This is a genomic window from Paenibacillus sp. CMM36 (assembly GCF_053570945.1).
In genome coordinates this window covers 430,354-444,675 of record NZ_JBSEDY010000001.1, presented here as the reverse complement: position 1 = coordinate 444,675, position 14,322 = coordinate 430,354, and the positions used below count along the sequence as shown (strand labels likewise).

The 14,322-nt window shown below is 45.7% G+C and carries 7 protein-coding genes, 1 tRNA gene and 1 pseudogene; all 9 read right to left on the bottom strand.

The window, feature by feature from the left end; all coding sequences use genetic code 11:
* Window positions 1–10: 10 nt before the first annotated feature.
* The 9 genes and pseudogenes from zapA to ACWA2B_RS02190 all read right to left on the bottom strand — a co-directional run bounded on the left by zapA (window position 11) and on the right by ACWA2B_RS02190 (window position 14,247).
* Window positions 11–2,035, bottom strand: coding sequence for a cell division protein ZapA (zapA, locus tag ACWA2B_RS02230; protein ID WP_340884825.1), 2,025 nt, complete (start codon window positions 2,033–2,035; stop codon window positions 11–13).
* A 209-nt stretch (window positions 2,036–2,244) separates the two neighbouring features.
* Window positions 2,245–4,692 carry a phenylalanine--tRNA ligase subunit beta gene (gene pheT, locus ACWA2B_RS02225; protein WP_449291656.1) on the bottom strand — a complete coding sequence of 816 codons (2,448 nt, stop codon included), beginning with the start codon at window positions 4,690–4,692 and terminating at the stop codon, window positions 2,245–2,247.
* Between the two features lie 28 nt (window positions 4,693–4,720).
* On the bottom strand, window positions 4,721–5,752 hold the full coding sequence (gene pheS, locus ACWA2B_RS02220; protein ID WP_449291655.1) for a phenylalanine--tRNA ligase subunit alpha: 1,032 nt from the start codon (window positions 5,750–5,752) through the stop codon (window positions 4,721–4,723).
* A gap of 449 nt (window positions 5,753–6,201) precedes the next feature.
* A complete protein-coding gene (gene abc-f / locus ACWA2B_RS02215; RefSeq protein WP_449291723.1) occupies window positions 6,202–8,052 on the bottom strand; it encodes a ribosomal protection-like ABC-F family protein in 1,851 nt (616 codons plus the stop codon).
* A gap of 365 nt (window positions 8,053–8,417) precedes the next feature.
* Entirely contained in the window at window positions 8,418–9,458 is a 1,041-nt protein-coding gene (locus ACWA2B_RS02210) for a polysaccharide lyase family 1 protein (protein WP_449291722.1), read from the bottom strand.
* Window positions 9,459–9,727: 269 nt separating this feature from the next.
* Window positions 9,728–9,798 (bottom strand) — tRNA-Gly (locus ACWA2B_RS02205).
* Window positions 9,799–9,905: 107 nt separating this feature from the next.
* Window positions 9,906–12,048 (bottom strand): annotated as a pseudogene (locus ACWA2B_RS02200) (bifunctional diguanylate cyclase/phosphodiesterase).
* Between the two features lie 341 nt (window positions 12,049–12,389).
* Window positions 12,390–13,493, bottom strand: a complete 1,104-nt coding sequence (locus ACWA2B_RS02195) for an ATP-binding protein (protein WP_341039120.1) — start codon at window positions 13,491–13,493, stop codon at window positions 12,390–12,392.
* Between the two features lie 337 nt (window positions 13,494–13,830).
* A complete protein-coding gene (locus ACWA2B_RS02190) occupies window positions 13,831–14,247 on the bottom strand; it encodes a hypothetical protein (RefSeq protein WP_029516478.1) in 417 nt (138 codons plus the stop codon).
* Window positions 14,248–14,322: the final 75 nt, after the last annotated feature.

The following is a 14,322-nucleotide window of genomic DNA, read 5'->3' as shown; positions in this document are numbered from 1 at the left end:
TAATCCGTATCTACTGATCCTGTTCGATAAGTTCAATCCATTCATTATACTCAGTTTGAAGCTTGGTGTATTCTTCCTGTAATTGACGTAATTCCGTAGAAATCTTCTCCGTATTTTCCCGATCTACGTTCTGTTGTACTTGCAACAGACGAAGCTGATGCGCCGCCATTTCATATTTTTGACCCACTTCGTCCAATTCAGACTGCAAGGCCATTCGTTCCTGCTCTATGGACTGCTGTTCAGCCTTCGCCGTTTTGGCAGTTTCAACAGCCAAACGAATCTCCTCCTGAAGCTGTTCCTTTTGTTGAACCGTTACCGCTATTTCCCGCTCCCAAGAAGCAAATTCTTCCTTACGGGCAGCATCTTCAGCTTCCAAACGTTCCGCTTCAGCCTTCAACTGATCGTATTTAAGCTGCCATTCCAGGGATTCTTCCTCAGCACGTTCCAGTTCACTCCGCCGTTCTCGATTTTCCTTCTGGAGCTGCTTGATATTTTGCTCCAGCTGTCCAGCTCGGCTCTTCATGCTTCCATATTGCTCCTGAAGCGATTGATACGCCTTAGTTCCCTCTTGCTCTCGGACTTTGGCTTTCTCAAGCTCATCCTGCACGCGAATCAGCTCAGGTGAAAGCTCCTTGATTCTCGCTTCGAGTTGAACTAGCCGTTGCTGTTGTGAAGCAAATTTATCATTAATAGCTTCGAGCTCAGCCGCTGCGTGCTGTAATTGCACTTGTATTTCTTCCTTCTGCTCACGTGCTTCCAGCAGGGAGAGCTCCAGTTCATCAACTGCCACCTGGCGTTCTTCTGCAAGCTTCTTCCATGACTTCTCGCTTTCAGCTAGCGTAGCCAGCTCACTTTGTAGCTTGCGAGAAGATACGTGAGCTTGCTCCAACAGCTTCTGCATCCGCCGCTGTTCTTCCTCCAGCTTAGACGTCTGCTGCTGCTTAGCCTTGGCTTCAGCTTCTAATTGATCATATCGACTTTGCAATTCTTCACGTGCAAGCGTATCTACCTGCTCTCGCTCTATCGCAGCCTGTCGCTGTGTTTCCAGCACAGACTCCAGCTCGGACTGTTGTTCCTTCAGTACTCTTGCTTGCTCTTGAGCCTCTCCCAGACGAGAAGAAAGCTCTGTACTGCCTGCCTGTACTTGTTCTAATTGTTCCTGAAGCTCCTCGACCCGAATCTCCTGCTCCAGTGCGGCTTCATCAGCTCGTTTCTGCGCTTCCTGATGCTGGAGCTTTTCCTCATTCAACGCCAATTCAGCCTGTTTACGTTCCTGCTCCAGCTGCTCATTCAGTCCGGAACACTTGGTTTGCCATTCGCTTACCTTCTTGCTATGCTCTTGCTGCAAAGCAGATCGCAGCTTGTCCAGTTCTGTGCGCTTTTGCTCCTGATGAGTCTTCTCTGCAGCTGACAGCTTGGCTTCTGCCTGTTTAGCCGCTTCAGATACTTCCTTCTTCATCTGCTCTTCTATCTGCCGGATACGCGCATTGGCCGCCTCCTGCTGCTCTTTCAGCTTGCGAGAAGCTTCTTGACGGGACTCCTCCAGTTCACGTTTAGCTTGTTTTTGTCCATTTTCAAGTTCAGCCGCCTTTTTCTCCTGCTGTTCCAGCTTTGCCCTCAATTGGGCAATCTCCTTGGCTGATACAGATTCGGTTTCCATCAGCTTCTTCTGCGTTGCTTCCTTTTCTTCCTTCAGTTGAATAAGAGATTGATGCATATCTGTATTTTTCTGCTGTTGTTCCCCTAGAGCTGTCTGGAGTTGCGCCAGATCTCCCCGGAGCTCTGCTCGTTCCGCTGCTAAGCGGTTCATATGACTCTGAATTTCCTGGATTTGTACAGCTTCTTCTGCCATATGAACCGCAGCCAGCACGGCAATTCGGGGCATATCCAGACGCGAATGAGCTTGAGAAATGCTGTGCATACGCTCATCCACGTAATTGGCAACCTGCTTCATATAATCGGTATTGCTGCCGACGAGTTTATAAGAAGTACCGTAGATCTCTACAGTGACGCGAGTACGATCTGGTGTAGTCACAATTATGCCCTCCTTCAATACTACTGTATGTTGATTCTAAGGTGTGTCCGGTACTATGGTAACCCGCCTTCCGTGAAGCGTTCAACCTTATTAGTCCGGCTTCCCCGCAGCGGGTAATTATCAGAGTAAGAGAGCTTCTATGATGATAGGCCAAAAAGCCGTATCGAACCTCTGTCACTAAGATTCGATACGGCTTCCCGCATTTCCTGCTACTTTCTCAATTCCGCTCCAAAAGTTTGTTCCAGAGACGTAACGACAGGAGTATGCGCCGCATTGATCTCTTCATCCGTCAACGTATGTTCCCAGTGACGATAGGTCAGAGAGATAGCTACGCTCTTCTTATCTTCACCAAGCTTACTGCCTGTAAATACATCAAACACTCGTGCATCCTGCAACAGCTCTCCGCCTGCAGCGTGAATAACACGAAGCAGTTCGCCTGCCTCAACGTCTTTATTGACCACGAGGGCAATGTCACGTTCCACGGATGGGAAGCGAGCCAGCTCTCTGAACTGAATATGAGAGTTTGCGTGTTCAATGACCTGTTGCAACGCAATTTCTGCAACATACGTATCGTTCAGCCCATAAGATTGTTGGAGCTCCGGATGAATCTGCCCAAGGGTACCGATCCGTTGAGAGCTTCCATTCACATCCAGCCATACCGAAGCGGAACGGCCCGGGTGGTAGCTTTGCGGTTGGTCAGCGACATAACGAATGCTGGCACTCAATCCGAAATAGTCAAACACCGTTTCAAGCGCGCCTTTAATATCAAAGAAATCAACCTTTTCAGCACCAATATTCCATTGTTTTTCACGGCGTACCCCAGTCAACAACAGACTCAGCACTTGAATTTCCTGCGGCTGGCGGGTTAATGTTTGTTCCTCTGTATAAAATACTGTTCCCATCTCGAAAATCGCCAGATTGTCTTGCTTCCGGTTCATGTTATACACCGCTGTATCCAGCATCTGCGGAATGATACTCGTACGCAAAACACTACGGTCTTCGCTCATAGGCATAGCCAAACGTACCGGATGGCTGCCTTCTGTCAGGGCATTAAATAACCCCGTACTTTGCGGATGTACAAAAGAGTAGCTGATCGTCTCCTGCCAGCCACCATGAGCCAGCAATCTGCGCAGGGAGCGGCGCAATGATTGTGATGCTGTCAAAGCTCCCGGAGTTGTAGGACCTTCAATCGGCGTGGTCGGGATATTGTCGTAACCATACAGACGAGCAACCTCTTCGATTAAGTCCACGTCAATGGTGATATCTCCACGGCGTGTAGGAACTTGAACTTCCAGTACCCCTTGCTCTGCGTCGCCACATCCGAAATGAAGTCTACCGAAAATCGTTTTCACCTCAAGCAGCGACAGTTCGGTTCCCAAATATCGGTTTATCTTATCTAGCGACAGCTTGATAATGCGGTTTTCAGCTTTTGCAGACGCAGATTCTACGATGCCCTGGTGTACAGTGCCTCCTGCATAACGCTGAATCAGCGCAGCTGCACGATTCACAGCAGGCACAACAGCGCCTGGATCAACCTCTTTTTCAAAACGCAGACTTGCTTCTGAACGCAGTCCAAGTTGACGAGACGTTTTGCGAACTGTACCGCCGTCAAACTTCGCAGATTCCAGCGCAATGCTGACCGTCGCATCCGTAACCTCGGAGTTGGCTCCACCCATCACGCCTGCCAATGCTATTGGTTTCACACCGTCTGTAATCAGCAGCATATGCGGCTCCAGCTTACGCTCCTGATCATCAAGTGTAATCAATGTTTCGCCTGCACGAGCGAGTCGAACTTCAATATTTCCATTTTCCAGCTTATCCGCATCAAAAGCATGCAACGGCTGACCGTATTCCAGCATGACGTAGTTCGTAATATCTACGATGTTGTTGATGGGACGAACACCTGCCGCCATCAGACGGTTTTGAATCCATAATGGGGAAACCCCCACTTTTACACCTGTAATATAACGGGCCGCGTAGTGCGTACACAGTTCAGGAGTATCTACCTTCACAGACAGATGATCTGCCGCTGCATCGCTAATTTCCACCAGATCCTTAGCCGGATCAGCCAGAGAAATATCACGTCCCAGAATCGCACTCACTTCATATGCTGCTCCGTGCATGCTCAGGCAATCCGAACGATTGGGTGTCAGATCAAAATCCAGCACCTGATCATCCAGCGCCAGCAGCTTCGTAATTGACATACCAATTTCAGCATCCTCAGGCAGCACCAAAATACCTTCTTGCAATTCCTTTGGAAGCAGCTTGTCATTCATGCCCAGTTCTTTGGCCGAGCAGATCATACCCATGGATACAACACCACGTAGCTTGGCCTTTTTAATGTGGAAATCTCCCGGCAACTTGGCACCTACAACTGCAACAGGAACCTTTTGACCTGCATCCACGTTTTTGGCACCACACACGATTTGCAGATCTTCCTCTTGACCTGCATCGACAATACATACATTCAGCTTATCAGCATCTGGATGCTTTTCCTTGCTTTTAACATAGCCGACAACGACGCCAGTAATCCCTTGATTGCGCTGCTCGACCTCATCAATTTCTATGCCCGAACGGGTGATTTTCTCTGCTAGATCCTCCGCGCTTACCTGATCCAGCGATACATACTCGGACAGCCACTCGAATGATACTTTCATATGGGTTCACTTCCCTTGATATAGTTGTTTATTGACGCGCAAACTGTTTCAGGAACGACAGGTCACTGTTATAAAAATGACGAATATCGTCGATACCGTATTTCAATATAGCAATCCGCTCTACACCCATACCGAATGCAAAGCCGCTATACACCTCGGGATCAAAACCGCCCATCTCCAGCACTTTCGGATGGACCATGCCACAGCCTAAAATTTCAATCCATACGCGTTCGCCATTTTTCTTCACAAAAGTCACGTCTACTTCAGCACTCGGCTCTGTGAATGGAAAGAAGCTTGGGCGCAAACGGATTTCGGTCGATTCTCCGAACATTTCGCGTGCAAATTGAAGTAAGGTTCCTTTCAAATCACTCATGCGAATGTCTTTTCCAATAACAAGCCCTTCAATCTGGTGGAATTGAAAAGAATGCGTTGCATCGTCATCATCACGCCGGAATACTGTACCCGGACAGATAACCTTAATAGGTGTTTCGTCCTTCATCGCCTCCATCGCGCGAATCTGAACTGGTGACGTATGAGTACGCATCAACAGATCCTCGGTCAGATAAAATGAATCCTGCATATCGCGTGCCGGGTGATTTTTAGGCAGATTCAATGCTTCGAAGTTATAATAATCCGTCTCTGCCTGTGGACCCTCAGCCACTCGATAGCCCATACCTGTAAAGATATCCTCGATTTGCTCAATCACTTTGTTGAGCGGGTGCAGTCCACCTTGCGGCAACGCGCGTCCAGGCAGCGTAACGTCGATCTTTTCCGCTTGCAAACGCTCATTCGTTTCCGCTTTCGTGAACTCGTCCTGCTTACGGTTAACGACTTCTTCAATCGCCTCGCGCACCTCATTGGCGACCTGTCCAACAACCGGACGCTCTTCCGCGCTCAGCTTGCCCATACCGCGCAAAATTTCAGTCAGTGCGCCCTTTTTCCCCGAGTATTTGACCCGTAGATCAGCCAGCTCCTTGGGTGTTGCCACCTTCTCCAATACTTCCAGTGCTTCTTCCTTCAAGGCCAGCAAATGTTCCTTCATTTGGATGGTTTCGCTCATCGCCTGTTCAGTCCCCTTTCTTCATATCCAGCTTTTCAGACAACAAAAAAAGGTCTTTTCTCCCGGTAAGGGACGAAAAGACCGTGGTACCACCCTCGTTAGACAATAAGCTCAGCTCACCCGGCGTTCTGCCTTACGGCACTAGTTACAGGTGATTGTTTATGCTGTGCATCATCGTCTCGCTCTGCACGTTGTAACGGTCGTGAACCGGTATCCCCTACTTGCACATTCGCCATTCACATGGCGCCTGAGGTTCAAGGAACTGCTCCGGAGCGAACTTCAACAGCCCAGTATTTGCAGAAACGCTCTCAATCCTACGACGCTTCCTCCCTGTTCAATCGGACACTGTCTACTCTTCTCCATCAAGACATTTTCAAAAATTCGAACTATTGTTCATTATTATATGCAAACTACCGCGCTTTGGCAAGCAGGGCATACGTTTCATTCCTTTAGATATCGAGATCATCCAACCGCTCCAGATTTGCACGAATGCGCCTAATTTCGCTCAACAACTTCTCATTTTCGTCATTCGTGCCCGTCATTCCCATCAACTCTGTAAGACGCAATTGTAATCGAAGCCGTTCCTCACGCCGTTCCTGATCTTCTGGCTCCCGTTGACGGCTCTGCTCATCTTCCTGCTTTTCGTCGGCTGTCCCCTCATAAATTTCATATCCGCCTCCCGGCTTCATATCCAGTAACCGAGTTGCCGTGCACCTCACCAGCTCCCGATCATGTGAGACGAGCACCAGTGCTCCATCATAGTTGCGTAAAGAATCCTCTACAATTTCACGGGTTTCAATGTCAAAATAATTCGTCGGTTCATCCAGCACCAGCAGGTTGGCTCCACTAAAGTACAGACGCAGAAAAGCTACCCTGCATTTTTCTCCCATACTGAGTGTCCCGATCCTTTTAAACACGTCCTCTTTCGCAAAAAGAAAGCAGCCCAACACTGTTCTCGCTTCTGTTTGAGTCATCGCCGGGAGTGCAAGCAGACTGTTCAGCAACGTTTGATCCTCTGGAAGCTGCTCCAGCTCCTGTGAAAAATATCCGATGTTTAACTGTGGGTTGGCTGTGATCTTTCCTGACTGCGGTTCCAGTTGACCCGTTAATAACCGAAGCAGCGTTGTCTTGCCAATTCCATTCGGTCCCCGAACAGCGAGACGGTCTCCACGTACAATGTTCAAGTTGAGACCCTCTACAATGACACGGTCGTCGTAATTAAAACCAACCTTCTCAGCACGCAGCAAATATTTTGCCTGAAACCCGTTGTCACTTAATTTCATGTGCAAAGACGCAGCCTCACACGGTTGCTCTACCCTGTTAGCCTCCAGTCGCTCCAGTTCTTTTTCTTTCGCATGATAACGGGAGATATTTTTTTTAGCCTTGGCCTTATAGAAGCTCTGTGTAATAGCCACTTCGACTTTGGATGCGCTACGATGTGCCTGGTGAAACCATTCCCTGTAATTTCGAATCGTTTCCTCCAGCGCCTGTTTCGCCAGCTCCTGCTTTCGATAGCTGGCTTCCTGCTCTCGCAGTTCCCGCTCCTTTTGCGCTTTATATTCCTTATAGCCGCCTTTATAGCGCCCAATACCCGTTGATGCAAGCTCAACTATACTCGTAGCCACTCGATCCAAAAAGGCTCTGTCATGCGATACAAACAGCAGCGTTCCCGGATACGTGGACAGCCACTGCTCCAGCCAAAGCAAGCTTTCGGCATCCAAATGGTTGGTCGGCTCATCCAGCACCAGCAGCCTCGGCTGCCTGACCATCAGTCCGGCTAACCGCACTCTCGTCTTCTGTCCGCCACTCAGGTCACCATAAGCAATGGACCACGTCTGGGCAGGCATTCCCATTCGAGTGAGCGCCTTTTCCACCTCAGACTCCCAGGCAAAGCCTTGCAGGTGTTCGTATTCATCCATCAGCTCGCCGTAACGCTCCAGATGATGCTCCATATCCTTCCCAGCATCGGCTAGGTCAGCTTCCAGCTGTCCCAACGCTTGCTTGAGGAGCCAATGCCGAGGGCTGGCCTGCTGTGCGGCCTCCAGTGCGGTTCGAGACCCATCCACCGTATCCTGCTGCTTCAGCCAGCCCCGCTCTTCCAGTGGCAAATCATGCTCTACTTGACCAGAGGTTGGCACTTCATCTCCCAGCAATATTCGCAATAACGTCGTTTTACCTGCTCCATTTCTTCCAAACAGTGCGAGCCGTTCTCCTTCCATCACATCCAACGACACATTCTCAAATAAAGATGTCCCGTTCCAATCCTTTACTACATTGCGAATACGCAAAATCGTTCTCATACCGATCATCCTTTCCCAGCCCGGTTTTTTGACCCCGGAAGCAATAAAAAAAGCCGCAGAAGGCTGCGGCTTGCATACAAGGAATATAGAATGACTGTTATGAATCGTTTCAGAACATACGCTTATGAAAAATAACACCGTAAACGAATAAGCCAAATCCCGTTCCGGAATAAACGCATACGTCCCTACATTCATTTTCAGACACACTTCTCCCGTTGCAGCTTACAGCCGCCTGCCAGTAACTGTGCAGTTAAGTGGGAAAATCAGTGTGCTTACTTCATCGGACGTATGGTTACCTTCCTTTTCATGGGATAATTACTTGCGGTTAGTATAGCAGATCACAACACATTTGCAAATAACCCTCGTTATTTTCCAAATACCAAAGTTGTATTCGACGAGCCTGCATATTTCGTTACAAACTCTTTAGTATATTCAGGAGTCTGAACTTGATAGCTATAGTTCTTGCTTGGATTCCAGTTGGTTACACGCGATTTTTGATTGTTGATGGTGGGAAAACTCCCTACATCTTTAAACTCGCCATTGCCTTTATCATCAAGAATACCGCCCTTTTCACTACCTTTTCCAAAGTAGTTGTACTCAGAATAGATTCTTGCATTCGTAGCAATGGTATAAGCAAGCTGAAAATTATTAATATAATTATTTTTAACATGGAAATATCCATATCTCATGAGTCCTGGACCACGTACAAGTAAGTTTTCAAAATAATTATTAGCGATCGTGATATGGGGCATGCCATCATAATTTTTATTGCCATCATCAGGATATCCCAAAATGAGACCATATTTATGATTAGCAAATTTGGAGTTACTAATGGTTACATAATCAGCCGATTGGCCTATGTACAAAAGTTTGTCCAGATCCGAGCCATTTGCATTATAACTGTGACCTGCAAACGTAACATGATCAATCCAATAATTTGTGCCCGCAGTAAGATAAAGTTGGATGTCATCGTTACCGTTAATGTTGGCACTGTGCTCAAAAGTTAAATTTTGAAAGATCACATTTCCCGAATTATTTGTTGTTTTCAAATGAATGTTAACCAGTTTGTTTTGCGCATAAGAACCAATGAGCGATTTGTTAGTACCAATGTTGACCACGGTTTTAGAGGAGGCAGAGATATTTTTTTCGATGACCAGAATTTTAGGAGTTGAATCCCCTAACTGGTTTTTCAAATCGTTTAGATTATTGATATAGATAATCTGACCGCCTTTTCCCCCTGTTGTGGCAGGCTTAGTAGCTCCATTTTCACTTTTAGCCTGTCCGGTAAAACCAGTCATTCCATTCGTCGACGTATTCGGAAAATCAGCAGCGGCGAACGTAGAACTTGCAGGGAAAGTAAGCAGCACCAAAGTTAATGCTAAAAACAGAAAAGAAATTTTCCTCATTGCAGCTACACCATCCTTTTTTAAGTTAAATCCCAACAATGCGACTATACTTATTTTTTAGTAAATGGTAAATAGTTCTTTTTATCTGTTTATTTATAGCATATAAGCTAAATGTTTTATATTTTATTTTGTGTGGCAATGTAAAAATAGTTCGTAAGAACGCAAAAAGCCGTGATACCCCATTGGCACCCCGGCTATAATGTATTTATCTACTCCAAACAAAACAAAAACCCTTGCGTCACAAGGGTTTCGAACTTCTTAAAATAGTAAGCGGGTGATGGGAATCGAACCCACGCTATCAGCTTGGAAGGCTGAAGTTCTACCATTGAACTACACCCGCATTTTATAATATCTCGATTCTTATGTATGGCACGCTTAACCTATCGTCAACCAGCTGAATCAGGATGTTATTTAGTATAACTTACCTTTCAGCAAAATGCAAGTATACTACATACTATCCTGAGCCAGCCAATTCATAGGTTCACGTAAAAACAATTTTTCAAAGATTTCTGCCGGAATGGGGCGACTAAAATAATACCCCTGACCCTCATGACAATCTTGTGCCTGCAAAAAATGAAGCTGCTCCTCATTTTCTACCCCTTCAGCCGTAACCTTCAGCTTCAAATGGTGAGCCATGGAGGCAATAGTAGATACAATTGCTGCATTTTTGCTGTCGACCAGTACCTCATTTACAAAGGAACGATCAATTTTTAGACGATCAATCGGGAGATTCTTCAAATAATGCAATGAGCTATAGCCAGTTCCAAAATCATCAATACTGATTGCGACACCAATAGCCTTTATTTTTTTTTAACTGTTCAAAGGCTCGATCCTTATCAAAGGTCATACTCTCGGTAATCTCCAGCTCTAGATAGCGTGCTTCAAGTTCCGTATAGGTCAAAATGCCCCGAATTACATCCACCAGCTTTTTTTGCTGAAATTGGCGCATGGATAAATTGACCGAAATCGGGATTGGTGGGTACCCAAGCTCCTGCCAATGCTTATTTTGCAGACAGGCCTCCCGTAACACCCATTCCCCCAAGGGCACAATTAAACCACTTTCTTCAGCCACCGGAATAAAATCGCCTGGCATCACCATCCCACGATGAGGATGATTCCAACGCACCAGCGCCTCCAAACTCGTTAGCTCGCCACTTTGCAGGTGGACACGAGGTTGATACACCAATGAAAATTCCTCATTTTCAAGCGCTCGCCGCAGATCATTTTCCAGCTGGAGTCTTTCATGCGCTCGCATCTGCATCGAACTAGCATACCGCTGAAAATTCACTCCCTGCTCTTTAGCACTATGTACAGCCGTATCCGCCTGCTGAATAAGCTGTTCACTCTGATTCGCATCCAACGGGTACAAAGCTATACCAACGCTCACCGTCACATGATAAGACTCACCATCAATATCGAAAGGCAGATCGAACAGCTTCACCATATCATCAATACGACTTCTCATAGCATCTGTATCTTCGTATCCCGTTAGAAGAAAGGCAAATTCATCTCCGCCCATGCTAAAGACAGCTTCCCCTTCATGGCTAAAATGCCCCAAGCGTTCGCCTACTGCATACAGCAAATAATTTCCTGCCATATGTCCAAGCGAATCATTAATCGCCTTGAAACGATCAATATTTAGAACTAAAAGTGCTACTGTCTCATCCGATTTCAATGATTTGCGCAATATTTTATCTAAACGTTGGGAAAGGCGGCGACGATTGGGGAGTCCTGTTATATCATCATTATAAGCAATGTGATTAAACTCAGATTCTGCTGCCTGCTTTTCACGATAAGGAACCAGAACCATCAACCGGACCAGCCCGCTCAACATGTTATAGAATGCTATCGCGTTGGTCAAAAGTCCCAATAGGTGATTAATATCGCTCATTTGCTCAGAAAATAAATAGAACAACTGACTCACAACACACAGTCCAATTCCACGAACCATAAGCAACATGCCCAACTCCGCCGGGCGGACTTTCCGATATTTTCGCACCCCGAAAATAAAAGTGAACACAAGTAGTAACATGACAGCCAGATTTAACGTCCAGCCCAGGTTGCCTATTTCGTATCGTATACGTAGATCCGGTAAGCCTGCACCAAATATCTTAATAACTCCTAGAATCAGCAAAGTGCAGCCTATCCCTGCCCACAAAGCCACTGTCTTGTATTCAGACTTCGTCTTGCTAAACGGGAGGAAACAAACACATAAGAGCAAGACAGAAGTAAAGGCACGATTTACAAACAGCAGCCATAACGAAATGCCCGGAGACAAAGCAAAGTCCGTCAGGCTTACGAAACTAAACGAAACAATATGAACAAGGTAAAGCAGACCAGCCACCAAAAACGTCGGGGCAATAAGAAGTCTCTGCAAGGATAACTGTTCCAGTAAAACGGACCAGGATTGATAAAAAATAGAAAAACAAATCGCAGCACAGGCAAACCCTATGATCGGATATAACAAGAAAAAAACATTATGGGAGTATATCTTATTCAAAGTTACGTGAAATAACTGAACCAAGACAAACAAAACTATCGCAGCAATGCCGATACCTATCGTTTTTTTTACTTCCAGCCGTATACTCATTCAGCCTCTTCAGCCCCCTGCATATCGGAGATTCCGATCATCTAAGACGTTTGACAGCTTTGGAAGCCGTTGTTTAAGTCTATAGTATCAAAAATAATGTTGTATTCTGGTATATAATAGCATTTAATCTGTGAAAGGTGAATCATTTTTTTGTCTTAAATTCATGAATTCATTTTCGCATTTACGCAAATAACCGAGCTTACAGCACCAAAAAAGCGCATCATCTTGTCAGATTATGCGCTTCAGATAACCTTTTCCAAAAAGGTGATACCTATACCCCAACGCTGCACAACATAAAAGAAATAGTATGTACAGGACCCCTCTGCGAAAACCTCCCCATATTAAACTACAGGAAGCGTGATTTTGAATTGTGTGCCACTTCCATGTTTACTGTCTACATGTATGAAACCTCCGTGATTTTTGATAATTCGATAGCTCACAGCCAATCCCAATCCGGTTCCACTTTCTTTTGTTGTAAAAAAAGGATCAAATAAACGCGTCAATGTATTGTGATCCATACCTAATCCGTTATCTTCAATACAAATGTGGACATAATTGCCCTCAAGCACTGTATGAATATCGATGCAGCCCTCTCGTTCCCCACCCATGCTTTCAATGGCATCCATTGCATTTTTAATCATATTGAGAATAACCTGCTTAATCTGCTTCACATCAATGGAAACCTTCATGAGCTCATCATTTTCGTCCAATGCAATCTGGCAACCCTTCATCAATGCTTCGCTTTCTGTCAGCATCACTACTTCTTTCAGCAGCCCCATCACAGATACAGCCGTTTTTTGCGGAGCCGAAGGCTTGGACGAATTTAAGAACTCATAAATAATGTCGTTCGCACGATCAATTTCTGTTAATATAATGCGGGCATACTCATCCCTGCCCAACTCCACCAAATGCGGTCGAAGCAATTGAATAAAGCCCCGGATTGCGGTAAGCGGGTTACGAATTTCATGAGCAATAGAGGCCGAGATGCGTCCCAGCATCGCCAGCTTATCGTTTTGATATGCTGTCTGCTCAATCTGCTTATAATCCGACACATCCTTGACGCTAAACAAAAAATTGCCATCCATCTGATCACCATAGGTTACTGTTATCAACCAATGCCGACCATACTCATCAATTAACTCATGATAGCGCTTTCTATGAAAGATAGTTTCTTTATAAATCCGCATGATTTTCTTCTTCTTAAACCGGCTTAACTCAGGATGGTGCAAAATTTGCATCAAATTGCGACCTGCTAGCGAACTCCGTGGTAGCTCCAGCAATTTCGCCATTTGCACGTTAATAAAGGTCAGTACCCCGTCACTGTCAAACAGCATGATACCACTATCCAGGTTCTCCAGCACATTTTCATACTTGTTATTGGCGATCTGTGTGGAAGGACAAGCTCCCACGGTATCAAGCAAGGCTTCTTGGAATTCACTGATCATGCCAGGCTTCCCCCTTGTTTCGGAATGACAAACTGGCCGTATCGGACGCGTAATAATCTTGAAGAAAAGAAAGGCATCTATCGACTACCCTTCAATGGTGTAGAAAACAGTTACACAGAAATCCGACCATCTCTTTCCAATTCCAGTCTTATTTTATGATAGACAAGATTAAGGATCGCAGTCAATCGGAAAAAGTGTCGAATCCAAATTTTTATCCTGTTTTCTTTCGTCATAATATCTGCGCAACATTACCAAAATGAAAAATGAAGTTAGGAACAAGCGCCCTACACACCAAAGAAGCTCTCCAGAATTGAGAGCTTCTTTGGTGTGTAGGATGTCAACTGCCGCTCTTATTATGTTGAAGCCGGGATCGTCTTTGGCTCATAACGGCCAGTCTTCTCTTAAGCTCTCCCTGCCATTTTTCATCATTCATCTGTTTGGCTACCATCAATAAATCCAGGGATATGTCAATTTGACGCTTCACAATTTCAAACGCATCTTCACTTTCACGATTCACACAATTTTCAAATATCGTATCATCGTCTTCCATGACATAATCCTGAAAATCAATCTCGCTTGCCCCATCTCCATGTGCATATTCAGCCAAGATTTCATACTCATTTTCGACTTTATAATGAACTTCAATGCGACGACATACCGGGCAAAACAGCAAAGGAACATTATGAACTTGGGTGCGGTAATGCTTCAGCGTTCCCTTGGTTCCTACCATGCTTGCTCCACAGCAATAACTCATCCGGGCTCAGCCTCCTCTGAACAAAACCTGTTCTGCCTTGCTTATCTTCTACAATACCTTATTCGCTTTCGTCAG